Here is a 14,986-nt window from a genome sequence, read left to right on the forward strand (position 1 = left end):
TTCTGACCCTTCTGGGCCGGGAGGTTAATAGCCGTAAATGAGCGGTGTCTGAGAATCGTCGAGGTTGGTGGGGCCGACCTCGGTGCCTGACCCGCATCGGGCAGCCGCCACCGCCGTCACTCGACGAACAGCCCTCGCGCCGCGGCCCTCGCGTCGAACTCCTCCAGCCGCGCCTGTGCGTCGGGCAGGTCGTCGCACATCGCCTCCAGCAGCACCCGCCCCAGCAGCATCGGCGCACACGCGGTGTCGAAGGCGAGCCCGGTGCCGACGGCGGCCGGGATCAGCAGGTCGCTGTGCCCGGCCACCGGAGCGAACGCCGAATCGGCGACCGCCACCACGGTCAGGCCCTGCTCCCGGGCGTACGCGAGGGCGTCCACGACCTCCTTCGGATGCCGGGGCAGCGCGAAGCAGATCAGCGCGGTGGCACCCGCCCGCCGCGCGGTGTCGATCCGGTCGTGCAGCATGCTGCCGCCCTCGTCGAGCACCCGGACATCGGGGTGGACCTTGGCCGCGAAGTACCCGAACCCGCGCGCCTGCGAGGAGGCGGCCCGCAGTCCGAGCACCAGCAGCGGCCGGGAGGCCGCCAGCAGCCTGCCCGCGCGTTCGACAGGCCCGGGGTCGGCGAGCAGCTCGACCAGATGCCGCAGGTTCTCGATCTCGCCGAGGACGGCCTGCTGGTACTCGTTGTACGCGTCCTCCCCGCCACCGCCCCCCGGTACGGACTCGGCGGGGGCGACCTCCCGCAGGTGTCTGCGGAGCGCCGGATAGCCGTCGAACCCGAGTGCCACGGCGAACCGGGTGACGGACGGCTGGCTGACCCCGGCGAGTTCGGCCAGCTCCACGCTCGACAGGAACGGCACGTCCCCGGCCCTGCGCACCATCGAGTGCGCGATGCGCCGTTGTGTCGGTGTCAGCCGGCGCCCCTCGAAGAGCTGCTGCAGTCGTGCGGCAGGGCTGCTCTCGCTCATACCGTCCTGCTCCAAAGTCCCGTGTCCTGGTCGAGCAGCTCCCCGGCCGCGACCTCTCCATCATCGGTGAGCGGCCGGTCCCGGCCCACGGGGCCGACGGAGCCGGGAGCCCCGAACGGGCCCGCGATCCCGGACGCGGGGTTCCCGAAGTCCCCGGAGTCCATCACGTGGGACGACATCATGCGCAAAACCCTCCTTTCCAGGCGCTTCATCTCATCCTTCGGGCCTCTGCAACCAGTATTTCGCTCCAAAGTATTGACAATCTATTCAGCAAAGAAGAACTCTGCATGACTATATGCAGCCGGGACAAGGGACGACCCCTGATCGGTTCGGCGCGGTGGACGAGCGCTTCCCGAACGGCACCACGGCAGTTCACGACCTCGGCCTCAGCCTCAAGAAGGGAGCCCGACCCATGGCAGGCCTGCTCGAACAGCGCTCCATCGATGTCGTGCCGGACGACGAACGTCACGGCACCGCGTTCAGCCAGTTCACGCTCTGGCTCGGCGCGAATCTCCAGATCACCGCCGTCGTCACCGGCGCGCTCGCGGTCGTCTTCGGCGGCGGCGCGTTCTGGTCGGTCATCGGCCTGGCGCTGGGCAATCTGCTCGGCGGAGCCGTGATGGCCCTGCACTCCGCGCAGGGCCCGCGCCTGGGGCTGCCGCAGATGATCCAGTCCCGCGCACAGTTCGGGGTCAAGGGCGCGGTGGTCCCGCTGGCCCTGGTGATCGTGATGTACGTCGGCTTCTTCGCCAGCGGCAGCGTGCTGGCCGGCCAGGCGGTCGGGGAGCTCACCCACCTCGGCGAGACGCCCGGCATCACCATCTTCGCGCTGGTCACCGCCCTGATGGCAGCGATCGGCTACCGCGTCATCCACATGCTGGGCCGGGTCGCCGGGGTGATCTGCGCGGTCGCCTTCGTCTATCTCGGCATCCGGCTGCTCGACCGCATCGATCTCGGAGCCGTCCTCGCCGACCGCGCCTTCGATCTGCCGATGTTCCTGCTCGCGGTCTCGCTCGCCGCGTCCTGGCAGCTGGCGTTCGGCCCGTACGTCGCCGACTACTCCCGCTATCTGCCGCGTACGACCAGCGCCCGCGCCACCTTCTGGTGGACACTCTCCGGCTCAACGCTCGGCTCCCAGTGGTCCATGGTCTTCGGCGTGCTCGTCGCGGCCACCGCCGGGGACGCCTTCCTGGCGGGCCAGGTCGGCTATGTCGTCGCCCTGGGCGGAACCGGCCTGATCGCCTCGTTCCTGTACTTCGTGATCGCGCTCGGCAAACTGACCATCAACGTCCTCAACACCTACGGCGGCTTCATGTCGCTGGTGACCAGCATCAGCGGCTTCCGCGGTCAGAAGACCCTCTCCCCGCGCGGCCGAGCCCTCTACATCACGGGCATCATGCTCGCCGGCACCGTCGTGGCCCTGCTCGGCAAGGACAGCTTCCTCGCCTCCTTCAAGGACTTCCTCCTCTTCCTGCTGACCTTCTTCACCCCGTGGTCGGCGATCAACCTGGTCGACTACTACCTGATCTCACGGGAGCGGTACGACATCCCCGCCCTCGCCGATCCGCACGGACGGTACGGCGCATGGCGCCGGGACGCGCTGGTGGTGTACGGGATCGGGCTCCTCGCCCAGCTGCCGTTCCTGGCGACGCACTTCTACACCGGCCCGCTGGTCGCTCCGCTGGGCGGCGCCGACATCTCGTGGGTGGTCGGCCTGGTCGTACCCGCACTGCTGTACTGGCTGCTCGCCCGCCGCGACACCACGCACATTCCGGAGCACACGATCCTCCCCGCCCAGGCGGCCTCGGGCGAGGACAGCGGGGCCGGAACCACTGGCACGGCGACCGCCCGCGCATAGCCGGAAGAGACGCGCAGCCGGAAAAGAGGGGGGTTAGCCCCACTGCCCCAAGCGCTCCCGATTCGTACCGTGAAGGACATGGATACCCGTGACCCTGAGCTCAAGAACGAGCTCGATGCCACCCTGCATGCCCGTAGCGAGCTGGGTGCGGATTACGAGTCCGCACTCGTCGAGTCCTTCCTGGAGAAGGTCGAGCAGCGCCTCGACACCGCGCTCGACCGCCGCGTCCGGCGTCATCTCGCCGAGCAGCAGGTGAGCGTCGCCAGGGCCGCGCGTACACCGCAGTCCATGGGAAACTTCGGCGAGCGCTACGGCTTCGGGATCATCTCGCTGGTCCTGGCCATCCCGCTGTCGGCGATCGGCGCCGCGGCCGCCCATACCGGGGGCCTGGTCGTCGTTTGGCTCGGCATCGTCGGTGTCAACACTGTCCACGCCGCCCGCAGTTGGCCCTGGTTCCAGCGCCGCTCCTCGCGCGCAGGGTCCGACTGGGAGGACTGAGAGCCGGGGGCCGGGTCCGAGGACACGGGGCGTCACGCCCGGCGGGTGGGCAGCACGATCAGCCGGCGCGGGTTGATGTGGCGCGCTCGGCTGGTCGCGCAGGCCACGAGGTCGGTCTCGTCGCCCGACAGCCCCCGAGCGCGGAACGCGTCGCGCTGCTGGGAGCTGGGCGGCCGCACCGGCCGGACGAGGCGCCGTGCGGGAGTGTGTCGCGGGGACCGCCGCACCCCCGGTTTCCCAGGGGGCGGGACGACGGCGGTCCCCGCGGGGGACACGGGTCCGGGTCAGGGCCGGTCACCATGTCCGGGCGACGGTGGAGGTCCGGGAGCCGCTCCGTAGTCCGTGTCGCCGTTCCGGGTGTCGGCGGGTTTCCCTGCCGACACCCCTCAATGTGCCGGACTCGTGTTAAGCCGGTGCTGCGGGTACGTGTCACGCTCGTACCGTTTCGGCGAAACATGGCGCCGCGTTTCGGCGAAGCCCGGCGCCACAGTCCGCTACGGCCTGCGGATCGTCACGGCTTGCCGGTCCCCGCGTCCTTCGCGAGGAACGCCAGCAGGTCCTGCCTGCTGACCACGCCCTTCGGCTTGCCCTCCACCAGCACGATCGCCGCGTCCGCCGCGTTCGTGCCGCCGAGCACCGCCATCAGGTCCGCGACCGGTTCACCGGAGCCGACCTGCGGCAGCGGTGGCGACATGTGCTTCTCCAGCGGGTCGGCGAGCGAGGCGCGCTGGGCGAACAGCGCGTTCAGCAGCTCCCGCTCCACCACCGAGCCGATGACCTCGGCGGCCATCACGTCCGGGTGGCCCGCGCCCGGCTTCACGATCGGCATCTGCGAGACGCCGTACTCGCGCAGCACGTCGATCGCCTCGCCGACGGTCTCCTCGGGGTGCATGTGCACGAGCGTCGGGATCGGGCCGTCCTTGTGGTCGAGAACGTCCCCGACGCGTGCGGACGGGCCGGCGTCCTCAAGGAAGCCGTAGTCGGCCATCCACTCGTCGTTGAAGATCTTGCTCAGGTAGCCGCGGCCGCTGTCGGGCAGCAGGACGACGACCACATCGTCCGGACCCAGTCGCTTCGCGACCTCCAGTGCGGCAACGACCGCCATGCCGCAGGAGCCGCCGACCAGCAGGCCCTCCTCCTTGGCGAGGCGGCGGGTCATCTGGAAGGAGTCCTTGTCGGACACGGCGACGATCTCGTCCGTGACCGTACGGTCGTAGGCGCTCGGCCAGAAGTCCTCGCCGACACCCTCGACGAGGTACGGACGTCCGGAGCCGCCGGAGTAGACCGAACCCTCCGGGTCGGCACCGATCACCTGCACCGAGCCGCCGCTGAGCTCCTTCAGATAGCGACCGGTGCCGCTGATCGTGCCGCCCGTGCCGACGCCCGCGACGAAGTGCGTGATCTTCCCGTCCGTCTGCTCCCACAGCTCCGGACCGGTGGTCTCATAGTGGGAGCGCGGGTTGTTCGGGTTGGAGTACTGGTCGGGCTTCCAGGCTCCGGGGGTCTCGCGGACCAGCCGGTCCGAGACGTTGTAGTACGAGTCGGGGTGCTCGGGGTCAACGGCCGTCGGGCAGACGACGACCTCGGCACCGTAGGCGCGCAGCACATTGATCTTGTCCGTGGACACCTTGTCCGGGCAGACGAAGATGCACTTGTACCCCTTCTGCTGGGCGACGATCGCCAGGCCGACGCCCGTGTTGCCGCTGGTCGGCTCGACGATCGTGCCGCCGGGCTGCAGCTCGCCGCTCTGTTCGGCGGCCTCGATCATGCGCAGGGCGATGCGGTCCTTGACCGAACCGCCGGGGTTGAAGTACTCGACCTTGGCCAGGACCGTCGCCTGGATGCCGGCCGTGACACTGCGCAGCCTCACCAGCGGGGTATTGCCTACGAGACTGATCATCGAATCGTGATATCGCACCGTGTACTCCGGGGTCTCCGAGATGGTGCGGCAAGGGTATGCGTACGGACGCGGTATTGGGCGAAGCGATTGAGCGACCGTCACCGCGGGGCAGTTAGCTGTAGGTACGGCGGTACGGCAACGAGGAGGTGGACCGGACTGTGTCGAGGGCAAGGGTGGCACGGCGGATCGCGGCGGGTGCGGCCTACGGCGGCGGCAGCATCGGGCTGCTCGGCGCGGCGGCGGTGGGCGTACTGCTGGCGGAGGTCCAGCTGGCGAAACGGCACGTGGGCGGCGGTGTCGCACCGGTTCCGCCGAGCGCGGACGGGCGGTACGGGGTGGCGTTCGCCGGTCCCGCCGACCCGTTGCGGCTGGGACTGCTGGGTGACTCGACGGCGGCCGGGCAGGGGGTGCGCCGGGCCGGGCAGACACCGGGGGCGCTGCTCGCCTCGGGCCTGGCGGCGGTGTCCGAGCGGCCGGTGGACCTGCGCAATGTGGCGCAGCCGGGTGCCCGGTCGGACGACCTGGAAAGGCAGGTCTCACTGCTGCTCGCCGATCCGTCCCATACGCCCGACGTCTGCGTGATCATGATCGGGGCGAACGATGTCACGCACCGGATGCCCGCCACCCAGTCGGTGCGCTGTCTGACCACCGCGGTGCGCAGGCTGCGTACGGCGGGCGCGGAGGTGGTGGTCGGCACGTGCCCGGATCTCGGCACGATCGAGCCGGTCTACCAGCCGCTGCGCTGGCTGGCCCGGCGGGTGAGCCGGCAGCTGGCGGCGGCCCAGACGATCGGCTCGGTGGAACAGGGCGGGCGCACGGTGTCGCTGGGCGACCTGCTCGGGCCGGAGTTCGAGGCGAATCCGCGGGAACTGTTCGGGCCGGACAACTACCACCCGTCGGCGGAGGGGTACGCCACGGCGGCGATGGCTGTCCTGCCCACGCTCTGTGCGGTGCTGGGGCTGTGGCCGGAGTCCGACCGGCTGGACGGGGCGCGCCGCGAGGACATGCTGCCGGTGGCCAAGGCAGCCTCCCAGGCAGCCAGGGAGGCCGGTACGGAGGTCACGGGCGCCCGGGCGCCCTGGGCGCTCCTCAAGCACCGCAGGCGGCGGCGCCTGCCCACCACCACGGAGCCTCAGCCGCACCCGGAGACGGAGCCGACGACCTCCTCCGGACCGTACGAGGAGCCGATCACCGATCCGTGCCAGGGACCGTACGAGGAGCCGATCACGGATCCGCGCCAGGGACCACGCCCGGAGCCGTCCGGAGAGTCGCGCGGCGAGCCGCACGGGGAGTCGCGCAACCTCCCCGCCAATTGACCGGCTGAGCGGTCGCTTAGAAAAGAGGTCGGCGTCACATGCGCTGCCCGGTGACCCAGCAGCTACGTACAGGTAGCTTCCAAGTCAGCACCTGCCAGAACCCGCCTTCCAGCCTTCATGGAGCCGCGTGATGCCCGAAGCCGTGATCGTCTCTGCTGCCCGTTCCCCCATTGGCCGGGCCTTCAAGGGTTCGCTGAAGGATCTGCGCGCGGACGACCTGACCGCCATGATCATCCGGACCGCGCTGGCCAAGGTTCCCGAGCTGGACCCGAAGGACATCGACGACCTGATGCTCGGCTGCGGCCTCCCCGGCGGCGAGCAGGGCAACAACCTGGGCCGCATCATCGCCGTACAGATGGGAATGGACCACCTTCCCGGCTGTACGGTCACCCGCTACTGCTCGTCCTCCCTCCAGACCAGCCGGATGGCGCTGCACGCCATCAAGGCCGGCGAGGGCGATGTCTTCATCTCAGCGGGTGTCGAGATGGTGTCCCGTTTCGTGAAGGGCAACTCCGACAGCCTGCCGGACACGCACAACCCGCTGTTCGCCGACGCCGAGGCCCGTACCGCGGCCCGCGCCGAGCAAGAGAGCGCCGACTGGCACGACCCGCGCGAGGACGGTCTCGTCCCGGACGCGTACATCGCGATGGGGCAGACCGCGGAGAACCTGGCCCGGCTCAAGGGCGTCACCCGCCAGGACATGGACGAGTTCGGCGTCCGCTCGCAGAACCTCGCCGAGGAAGCCATCAAGAACGGTTTCTGGGAGCGCGAGATCACCCCGGTCACCACCCCGGACGGCACGGTCGTCTCGAAGGACGACGGCCCGCGCGCGGGCGTCACCCTGGAGGGCGTGCAGGGCCTGAAGCCGGTCTTCCGCCCGGACGGCCTGGTCACCGCGGGCAACTGCTGCCCGCTCAACGACGGCGCCGCCGCGCTCGTGATCATGTCCGACACCAAGGCGCGCGAGCTGGGCCTGACTCCGCTGGCCCGGATCGTCTCGACCGGCGTCTGCGGCCTCTCCCCCGAGATCATGGGATACGGGCCGGTGGAGGCCAGCAAGCAGGCGCTGAAGCGGGCCGGGCTGACCATCGACGACATCGACCTTGCCGAGATCAACGAGGCGTTCGCCGCCCAGGTGATCCCCTCCTACCGCGACCTCGGCCTGCCGCTGGAGAAGGTGAACGTCAACGGTGGCGCCATCGCCGTCGGCCACCCCTTCGGCATGACCGGCGCCCGGATCACCGGCACGCTGATCAACAGCCTGCAGTTCCACGACAAGCAGTTCGGCCTGGAGACCATGTGCGTGGGCGGCGGCCAGGGCATGGCGATGGTCATCGAGCGGCTGAGCTGAGCTGCAGCGGAGGGTTCACAACTGCTGGTCCGGCACCTAGAAAGCGGAGGACCAGTGCGCCCAAGACCGTTCGGGGCGTGCCGGTGAGTCGGTACTCACTCCAGCTCGCTGCCCAGGAACGGTCGCTTGAGGCCCTCAACGGTCGCTTGAGGCCCTCAGCGGAAGCGAAGCGACGGAACCGGCCGGTCCCGAGCCCCGACCGTGACCGAATCTCCCCCAGGATGTGACCTATGTCCTGGGGGAGAGCCATTCCCGCAGGTCACACCAGCACCGGGGTTAAACACCGGACCCAAAGACCTGTCCAATTCGTGACGTAATGCACTGACACCAGGCACAGGTAGAGGACAAGCTGAGGTAGGAAGTCGGGGGATCGATTGAAACCGGGAGTATGTCAGTGAGCGCCATGCCTCTTGCCCTGTTGCTGACCACCACCGCTGCCACGGCCGTGGGCGTCGCCGCTCTGCACGCTGCTCACGGGCTGCGCAAGCAGATCACGGCCCTTCGTACGGAGCTGGCATCGGCCCGCGTCCACGGCGCCGCCGTGCCCGCGCAGAGCCGCAACGAAGCCACCCCGGCCGACGAGATACGCGCCGCCGTCGCCGAAGCACTCGCCGAGGAACGGGAACGCGAGCTCGCCGAGGCCCGCGCCTTCTGGGCCACCCAGGAAGCGCGCGACGCCGCCGACGCCCCGTCCCTGCTGGGCGGCCTGACCGGGATCGGCGAGGAGGCACCGTTCTTCATGCCGCGCCAGGCCGACTTCGCGGGTCTGGAGGCGATGGACTTCGATGCCACCGAGGCGCTCGAAGAGCTGACGGAACTGGTCGAACTGGCGGACGTGACCGAGCTGCCCGAGACGGCGGAGTTCGCCGAGGACTCCCCCGAGCTGGCCGCGGCCCGTCGCCGCCACCCCTCGCACCCCGACTTCGTACCCGTACAGACCCCGGTCGTCACCGATCACGAGCGCACCGTGAACCGCCTCGAAGAGCTCGCCGACAGCCGCACGGAACTCGCCGACGTGCGCCCCGGCCCGCTCGGCACCCTCGATGTGTACGTCTTCGCCGACGGCACCACGCTCTGTATGACCCCAGGTCACCGCGAGACGGCCGAACGCCTGGCCGAGGCGCTGCTCGCGGGTGAGCACCCGGTGCTGCTGGGCGGTTCCGGTGTCTCCGGTGCGTACGCCCTGACCTTCTCCTGCGGCAAGGAGAACGTCTACATCCTCGCCGACCGCGTCATCGCCTCGTTCTAGTCCCGCGCTCCAGCCCCACGTTCCAGCCCCGCGTTCCGGCCTCAAGGGCAGCCGGGCGGAGCGGCTCTCGCCGGCCGCCGCCCCCGCGCCACCGCTGCTACGCGAACGCCCGCGCAGCCGCCTCCGTCACGAATTGCACGGCCTCGTCCAGCTCAGCCGACGGGGCCGTTTCCAGTGCCACCGCCAAGTCGCGGCCCGCTACGGCGAGTTGGTCGCCGATCGTGAAGATCCCGGCGTCCGGCATGATCCGCGGCTCCCGGTCCGGCGCCTCGATGCGCTGGGCCCGCAGCGCCAATTCCCTGGCCGTGGCCAGTCCTTCGGCTGCCGCTCCGCGCTGCAGACGGCTCTGCGGGGCGGCGCGCAGCCGGTCGGCGAATTGGTCCACGGCGGTGATCAGCGGGGTCGTATCGAGCACTCCGCGACCCTACGCGCCCTCCCCGGATGGTTGCCAACGGGCTGATGCTCGGGCACGGTGTCGGGAAGGACCAGCAACGCGCAATGCGTCGGAGGCGCCGATGTCCCAAGTCTTCTCCGAAGAGACCCATCGCAATCTGCTCTCCCGAATCCCCCGCTGCACCGGTCGCGAAGTCTCCGACTGGCTCCGCATCGTCGAGGATGGCCCCGCTCTCCGCTTCGAGGAGAAGGTCAGCTGGCTGCGGAGCGAACACGACCTCGCCTACGGACACGCGAAGGCACTCATTCACGAGTACGACCTCAGAAGGGCCGCGCGCAGGCTGCTCTAGGCACACGTGGGAAGGAAATGGGACGGCCCGCAGGCACGGGTGCCTGCGGGCCGTCCCATTTCCCGCGCCGTTCCCGGCGCGGGGCCGCGCGTCAGTCGTCGCCGCTGAGGATGGAGAGCAGACGCAGCATCTCCAGGTAGATCCAGACCAGGGTCATGGTCAGGCCGAAGGCCGCCAGCCAGGACTCCTCGCGGGGGGCGCCGTAGGCGACGCCGTCCTCGACCTGCTTGAAGTCCAGGGCCAGGAAGCACGCGCCGAGGATGATCCCGATGACGCCGAAGAGGATGCCGAGGCCGCCGCTGCGGAAGCCCAGGCCGTCGCCGCCGCCGAAGACGGCGAACAGCAGGTTGACCACCATCAGGAGCATGAAGCCCATGGCAGCGGCCATCACGAAGCCGTAGAAGCGGCGGGTGACGCGGATCCAGCGCATCTTGTACGCCAGAAGCACACCGGCGAAGACACACATGGTGCCCATCACCGCCTGCATCACGACGCCCGGCCCGATGTACGTACTGACCGCGCTGGAGATCACTCCGAGGAAGACACCCTCGAAGGCCGCGTACGACACGATCAGCGCCGGGGACGGCCTGCGCTTGAAGGACTGGACGAGCGACAGGACGAACGCCACCAGGGCGGCGCCGATCGCGATGCCGTAGGACTTGCCGAGGTTGGCCCCGTCGACCGGCAACAGGGCCCAGGCGAGCGCGGCGCCGAGCACCACGGTACCGAGCGTGATCGCGGTGCGCGTGACGACGTCGTCGATCGTCATCGCGCCGGAGCGCGCCGGTGCCTGCGGAACGCCGTACTGGGTGTCCTGCTGGGCGTAGGGATTGGTGGCGTACGGGTTGGCGGCGGTGCCCTGCGCGTACGGGTTGGTGCCCGCAACGGGGGCCCCGGCCTGCGGCGCCGCGTTGAAGCCCGCGTATCCGTTGTCGCGGCTGAAGCCCCGTCGCGAGAAGACCGGGTTGCTGCTCCTCATCTCACTCCTTCATGGCCGCCCTGCGCGGCCTTCCCACAAGAGTAATGGGTAGGCAAAAGAATCAGACTAGTGCCTGGGGAGGATCTTTGAGGAACCGGTGGACGAGCGGCCGCCCTCCTCGGTCGGCCGACAGGGCCCGCCGTACCGCACCGCGCCCACTCGGCCGCCGTGCGCGCGAAGTGGTGCCCGGAACCGGACTCGAACCGGTACGCCCCCGAGGGGCAGCGAGGTTTAAGCTCGCCGTGTCTGCATTCCACCATCCGGGCCTGGCGCGCGGCTCCGCGTTGGCACATGACCCTATCCGGGGACTTCGTCCGATCAGCGGATCAGTGGCGCGATGTTGTCTTATTTTATTGACCGTTTGAGGGGTCGTCAGCACTCGCCGAGGGGCATCGTCACATGCCTGGGCGGGGTAGCAGCCGCAGCGGCCGGCAATCCGGATTGACGTAAAGTCGCCGCACCCGGACGGAGTATTCGCCGGGCACATTCACCAGGCGCGCGCCGGTGCTCGCCATGGGCGGCGCCACCCGATCGGGCGAACGCCCTCAGGGTCGGTGTCATACCGAAGGAGGACGCAGGGGCCCTGCGGTGCGACTCAAGAGGGCCCCGGGAACGGGCACGGGGACTGACGAACCGCGGCGTTACGACGGTGACGATGGAGAGGTTCCCGAGCGGCCGGAACTCACCGGTCGCAGCCGCGACGCACCCGGGCGAAACTTCGACCGGAGCCCCGAATCAGGAGATTCCCGTGACCACCACTTCCACCGCACACCGCGTCACCACGGTGGCTGCCCGCGCCACGGATCTGTCGAAGGTCTACGGAGAGGGCGAGACCAGGGTCACGGCCCTGGACCGGGTCTCCGTGGACTTCCCGCAGGGCGAGTTCACCGCGATCATGGGCCCGTCCGGCTCCGGCAAGTCCACGCTGATGCACTGCGTGGCCGGCCTCGACAGCTTCAGCAGCGGCTCGGTGCGGATCGGTGAGACGGAGCTGGGCTCCCTCAAGGACAAGCAGCTCACCCAGCTCCGCCGGGACAAGATCGGGTTCATCTTCCAGGCGTTCAACCTGCTGCCGACCCTGACGGCGCTGGAGAACATCACGCTCCCCATGGACATCGCGGGCCGCAAGCCCGACGCCGAGTGGGTGCGCCGGGTCATCGACATGGTGGGCCTCTCCGACCGGCTGACGCACCGGCCGGCCGAGCTCTCCGGCGGCCAGCAGCAGCGCGTCGCGGTGGCCCGCGCCCTGGCCTCGCAGCCGGAGATCATCTTCGGTGACGAGCCGACCGGGAACCTGGACTCCCGCTCCGGCGCCGAGGTCCTCGGCTTCCTGCGCAACTCGGTGCGCGAGCTGGGGCAGACCGTGGTGATGGTGACCCACGACCCGGCGGCGGCCTCCTACGCGGACCGGGTCGTCTTCCTCGCGGACGGCCGGATCGTCGACCAGATGATGCGCCCCACGGCGGACGGGGTCCTCGACCGGATGAAGGCGTTCGAGGCCAGGGGCCGCACCAGCTGACGCCCGCCCTGCCCCGCGCCCTCCTCCGGCCTCCTCCCCATCCCAGGACTGACAGACATGTTCCGTACCGCCCTGCGCAATGTGCTCGCGCACAAGGCCAGGCTGCTGATGACCTTGCTCGCCGTGATGCTCGGCGTGGCCTTCGTGTCCGGCACCCTGGTCTTCACCGACACCCTCGGCAACGCCTTCCGCAACCAGTCGGCGAAGAGCTACGACAACGTCGCCGTCGCCGTCACCACCCGGGCCGACCAGCGCGACGGCAGGACGCCCGGAATCACCGCCGCCACCCTGAAGAAGATCCAGGGCCTGGCCGGAGTGGACACCGCCACCGGCCGGGTCTCCGGCTTCGCCGGCGTCGCCGACCCCGACGGCAAGCTGATCGGCAACGGCTGGTCGAACACCGGAGGGAACTACTCCCCCGGCAGGAACGGCAAGGACTCCGCGTACACCTTCGTCGACGGCAAGGGCCCGGACGCGGCCGACCGGATCGCGCTCGACCAGGAGACCGCGAAGAAGGGCGAGTACCACGTCGGTGACCGGGTCCGGGTCGCCACGAACGGGCCGGTGAAGGAGTACACCCTCGCCGGCGTCTTCACCACCGAGGACGGCGCGGTCAACGCGGGCGGCAGCCTGGTCCTCTTCGACACCCCGGTCGCCCAGCGGCTGTACCTCAGGCCCGGCGAGTTCAAGGACGTCAACGTCTCCGCCGCGGCCGGCGCCTCCGCCGAGAAGCTGCTGGCCGACGTGGAGCCGCTGCTGCCCAAGGACGCCGAGGCCAGGACCGGCAAGGCGCTCGCCGACGAGCAGGCCAAGCAGATCGAGAGCGGCCTGAGCAACCTCAACAGGATGCTGCTCGGCTTCGCGGGCGTCGCTCTCTTCGTCGGTGTCTTCCTGATCGCCAACACCTTCACCATGCTGGTCGCCCAGCGCACCAAGGAGCTGGCGCTGCTGCGCGCCGTCGGCGCCTCCCGCCGCCAGGTCAAGCGCTCGGTGCTCCTCGAAGCAGCGGTGGTCGGCGTGATCGCCTCGGTCGTCGGCTTCGCCCTCGGCCTCGGGCTCGCCTCCGGGCTGCGCTCCGCGATGGGCCTGTTCGGCGGGAAGATCCCGGCCGGGCCCCTGATCATCTCGCCCACCGCCGTCATCGCCGCGTTCGGCGTCGGCGTCCTGATCACCGTGCTGGCCGCCTGGCTGCCCGCCCGCCGGGCGGCGAAGATCCCGCCGGTCGCGGCGATGAGCAGCGTGCACGCGACGGCCACCGTCAAGTCCCTGGTACTGCGCAACTCGATCGGCGCGGTGCTCACCCTGCTGGGCGCGGCCGCGATCGTGGCGGGTGCGGCGCAGTCCGGATCGACCGGTCAGGCCGTCATCGCCGCCGGTGCCTTCCTCGCGCTGATCGGTGTCATCGTGCTGATCCCGCTGCTGTCGCGGCCGGTGATCGCGCTGGTGCGCCCGCTGCTGCGGCGACTGTTCGGGGTGTCCGGCAAGCTGGCCGCGCAGAACGCGGTCCGTAACCCGCGGCGTACCGGCGCCACCGCCTCCGCGCTGGCGATCGGCCTCACCCTGGTCACCGGCATCTCCGTGCTCGGCGTCACTCTCGGCCAGGCCGTCGACCGGATGACGACGGACAACATCAGAGCCGACTACATGGTGTCGATGGCGAGCCGCGACTCGCTCGACGAGACGGCACTCAGCGCCCTGGAGAAGGCCGACGGCGTCTCGGCGGTCTCGCCGCAGCAGGCCACGTCGGTGCGGGTCGGGGACAGGTTCCACGCCGCGTCCGCCGTCACCCCCGGCCAGGTGCAGAAGGTCTTCACGCTCACCACGGTCTCCGGTTCGATCGATTCGCTCGCCGGCGGCGACATCGCGGTGGCCGAGAAGACCGCGAAGTCGAACGGCTGGAAGACCGGCGACACCCTCCGGGTGAAGTTCGACGACGACAAGAAGGGCGAGCTGAGGGTGGGCGCGGTCTTCAAGGAGAACGAGTTCCTCTCGCCGGTCCTGATCTCGAAGAAGGTCGCCGACCAGCACGAGGCCCGGGCGCACATCTCCGAGGTCTGGCTGAAGATGGACGGCGGTGCGACCAAGGCCAACGAGAAGTCCCTGGTGAACGCGCTGGGTGACAACCCGGGCATGAGCGTGATGGACCGTCAGGACATCCGCGACATGTTCGGCGGCTCCGTCAACCTCGCGATGAACATCATGTACGGGCTGCTGGCGATGGCGCTGATCATCGCGGTGCTCGGGGTCGTCAACACCCTGGCGATGTCGGTCTTCGAACGCCAGCAGGAGATCGGCATGCTGCGGGCGATCGGTCTGGACCGGCGCAAGGTCAAGCGCATGATCCGCCTGGAGGCCGTGGTCATCTCGCTCTTCGGCGCGGTGGTCGGTGTCGTGCTCGGCATGTTCCTCGGCTGGGCGATCGGGCAGACCGTGGCATCGTCCATCCCGGACTACGCACTGGTCGTCCCGTGGGACCGGATCGCGGTCTTCCTGGTGCTGGCGGGCGCGGTGGGTGTGCTGGCCGCGCTGTGGCCCGCCCGCAGCGCCGCGAAGCTGAACATGCTGACGGCCATCAAGACCGAGTAGCGGGCTCCCGGCGAGCCGG

Annotated in this window: 14 protein-coding genes and 1 tRNA gene; 8 read left to right on the top strand and 7 right to left on the bottom strand. The window is 69.9% G+C overall.

Going from position 1 to position 14,986, the window contains the following annotated elements; all coding sequences use genetic code 11:
* Positions 1 to 116: 116 nt before the first annotated feature.
* Positions 117 to 968: a MurR/RpiR family transcriptional regulator gene (locus OH735_RS14540; RefSeq protein WP_406381921.1), complete on the bottom strand. Its 852-nt coding sequence runs from the start codon at positions 966 to 968 to the stop codon at positions 117 to 119.
* Positions 965 to 1,150: a hypothetical protein gene (locus OH735_RS14545; protein WP_406381922.1), complete on the bottom strand. Its 186-nt coding sequence runs from the start codon at positions 1,148 to 1,150 to the stop codon at positions 965 to 967. The genes OH735_RS14540 and OH735_RS14545 overlap by 4 nt, the downstream gene beginning before the upstream one ends.
* A 230-nt stretch (positions 1,151 to 1,380) precedes the next feature.
* Between OH735_RS14545 and OH735_RS14550 the strand changes: the two genes are divergently transcribed.
* Both OH735_RS14550 and OH735_RS14555 read left to right on the top strand, forming a co-directional pair.
* The gene (locus tag OH735_RS14550) at positions 1,381 to 2,826 is read left to right on the top strand and encodes a purine-cytosine permease family protein (RefSeq protein ID WP_406381923.1); all 1,446 of its coding nucleotides are present in this window, start codon (positions 1,381 to 1,383) and stop codon (positions 2,824 to 2,826) included.
* 78 nt (positions 2,827 to 2,904) lie between these two features.
* A complete protein-coding gene (locus OH735_RS14555; RefSeq protein WP_406381924.1) occupies positions 2,905 to 3,324 on the top strand; it encodes a hypothetical protein in 420 nt (139 codons plus the stop codon).
* Between the two features lie 32 nt (positions 3,325 to 3,356).
* Here the strand turns inward: OH735_RS14555 and OH735_RS14560 are convergent, their stop codons facing one another.
* A complete protein-coding gene (locus OH735_RS14560; RefSeq protein WP_406381925.1) occupies positions 3,357 to 3,503 on the bottom strand; it encodes a hypothetical protein in 147 nt (48 codons plus the stop codon).
* Between the two features lie 332 nt (positions 3,504 to 3,835).
* The gene (locus OH735_RS14565; RefSeq protein ID WP_406381927.1) at positions 3,836 to 5,242 is read right to left on the bottom strand and encodes a cystathionine beta-synthase; all 1,407 of its coding nucleotides are present in this window, start codon (positions 5,240 to 5,242) and stop codon (positions 3,836 to 3,838) included.
* Positions 5,243 to 5,397: 155 nt separating this feature from the next.
* Between OH735_RS14565 and OH735_RS14570 the strand changes: the two genes are divergently transcribed.
* From OH735_RS14570 to OH735_RS14580, 3 genes are all read left to right on the top strand, one after another.
* On the top strand, positions 5,398 to 6,540 hold the full coding sequence (locus tag OH735_RS14570) for an SGNH/GDSL hydrolase family protein (RefSeq protein ID WP_406386562.1): 1,143 nt from the start codon (positions 5,398 to 5,400) through the stop codon (positions 6,538 to 6,540).
* A 130-nt stretch (positions 6,541 to 6,670) separates the two neighbouring features.
* Positions 6,671 to 7,891 (top strand): acetyl-CoA C-acetyltransferase, encoded by a 1,221-nt coding sequence (locus tag OH735_RS14575; protein WP_406381928.1) that lies wholly within the window; start codon positions 6,671 to 6,673, stop codon positions 7,889 to 7,891.
* A gap of 388 nt (positions 7,892 to 8,279) precedes the next feature.
* Positions 8,280 to 9,140 (top strand): hypothetical protein, encoded by an 861-nt coding sequence (locus OH735_RS14580; protein ID WP_406381929.1) that lies wholly within the window; start codon positions 8,280 to 8,282, stop codon positions 9,138 to 9,140.
* A 97-nt stretch (positions 9,141 to 9,237) separates the two neighbouring features.
* On the opposite strand, the gene OH735_RS14585 is transcribed toward OH735_RS14580, so the two are convergent.
* Positions 9,238 to 9,555 carry a hypothetical protein gene (locus OH735_RS14585; protein ID WP_406381930.1) on the bottom strand — a complete coding sequence of 106 codons (318 nt, stop codon included), beginning with the start codon at positions 9,553 to 9,555 and terminating at the stop codon, positions 9,238 to 9,240.
* Positions 9,556 to 9,655: 100 nt separating this feature from the next.
* Between OH735_RS14585 and OH735_RS14590 the strand changes: the two genes are divergently transcribed.
* Positions 9,656 to 9,883 (top strand): DUF4287 domain-containing protein, encoded by a 228-nt coding sequence (locus OH735_RS14590; RefSeq protein WP_406381931.1) that lies wholly within the window; start codon positions 9,656 to 9,658, stop codon positions 9,881 to 9,883.
* A gap of 91 nt (positions 9,884 to 9,974) precedes the next feature.
* Here the strand turns inward: OH735_RS14590 and OH735_RS14595 are convergent, their stop codons facing one another.
* The gene (locus tag OH735_RS14595; protein WP_406381932.1) at positions 9,975 to 10,862 is read right to left on the bottom strand and encodes a Bax inhibitor-1/YccA family protein; all 888 of its coding nucleotides are present in this window, start codon (positions 10,860 to 10,862) and stop codon (positions 9,975 to 9,977) included.
* A gap of 180 nt (positions 10,863 to 11,042) precedes the next feature.
* A tRNA-Leu gene (locus OH735_RS14600) sits at positions 11,043 to 11,128 on the bottom strand.
* A 482-nt stretch (positions 11,129 to 11,610) separates the two neighbouring features.
* Here OH735_RS14600 and OH735_RS14605 point away from each other — a divergent pair.
* Both OH735_RS14605 and OH735_RS14610 read left to right on the top strand, forming a co-directional pair.
* The gene (locus tag OH735_RS14605) at positions 11,611 to 12,381 is read left to right on the top strand and encodes an ABC transporter ATP-binding protein (protein ID WP_406381933.1); all 771 of its coding nucleotides are present in this window, start codon (positions 11,611 to 11,613) and stop codon (positions 12,379 to 12,381) included.
* A gap of 57 nt (positions 12,382 to 12,438) precedes the next feature.
* On the top strand, positions 12,439 to 14,967 hold the full coding sequence (locus OH735_RS14610; protein ID WP_406381934.1) for an ABC transporter permease: 2,529 nt from the start codon (positions 12,439 to 12,441) through the stop codon (positions 14,965 to 14,967).
* The last annotated feature ends 19 nt before the right edge of the window (positions 14,968 to 14,986 follow it).

This window comes from Streptomyces sp. NBC_01618 (genome assembly GCF_045209435.1).
Lineage (GTDB): Bacteria > Actinomycetota > Actinomycetes > Streptomycetales > Streptomycetaceae > Streptomyces.

Excerpts from the sequence above, each read along its gene's own strand:
- OH735_RS14540 (WP_406381921.1), bottom strand. The coding sequence starts at position 968 with ATGAGCGAGAGCAGCCCTGCCGCACGACTGCAGCAGCTCTTCGAGGGG.
- OH735_RS14545 (WP_406381922.1), bottom strand. The coding sequence starts at position 1,150 with ATGATGTCGTCCCACGTGATGGACTCCGGGGACTTCGGGAACCCCGCG.
- OH735_RS14550 (WP_406381923.1), top strand. The coding sequence starts at position 1,381 with ATGGCAGGCCTGCTCGAACAGCGCTCCATCGATGTCGTGCCGGACGAC.
- OH735_RS14555 (WP_406381924.1), top strand. The coding sequence starts at position 2,905 with ATGGATACCCGTGACCCTGAGCTCAAGAACGAGCTCGATGCCACCCTG.
- OH735_RS14575 (WP_406381928.1), top strand. The coding sequence starts at position 6,671 with ATGCCCGAAGCCGTGATCGTCTCTGCTGCCCGTTCCCCCATTGGCCGG.
- OH735_RS14580 (WP_406381929.1), top strand. The coding sequence starts at position 8,280 with ATGTCAGTGAGCGCCATGCCTCTTGCCCTGTTGCTGACCACCACCGCT.
- OH735_RS14590 (WP_406381931.1), top strand. The coding sequence starts at position 9,656 with ATGTCCCAAGTCTTCTCCGAAGAGACCCATCGCAATCTGCTCTCCCGA.
- OH735_RS14595 (WP_406381932.1), bottom strand. The coding sequence starts at position 10,862 with ATGAGGAGCAGCAACCCGGTCTTCTCGCGACGGGGCTTCAGCCGCGAC.
- OH735_RS14610 (WP_406381934.1), top strand. The coding sequence starts at position 12,439 with ATGTTCCGTACCGCCCTGCGCAATGTGCTCGCGCACAAGGCCAGGCTG.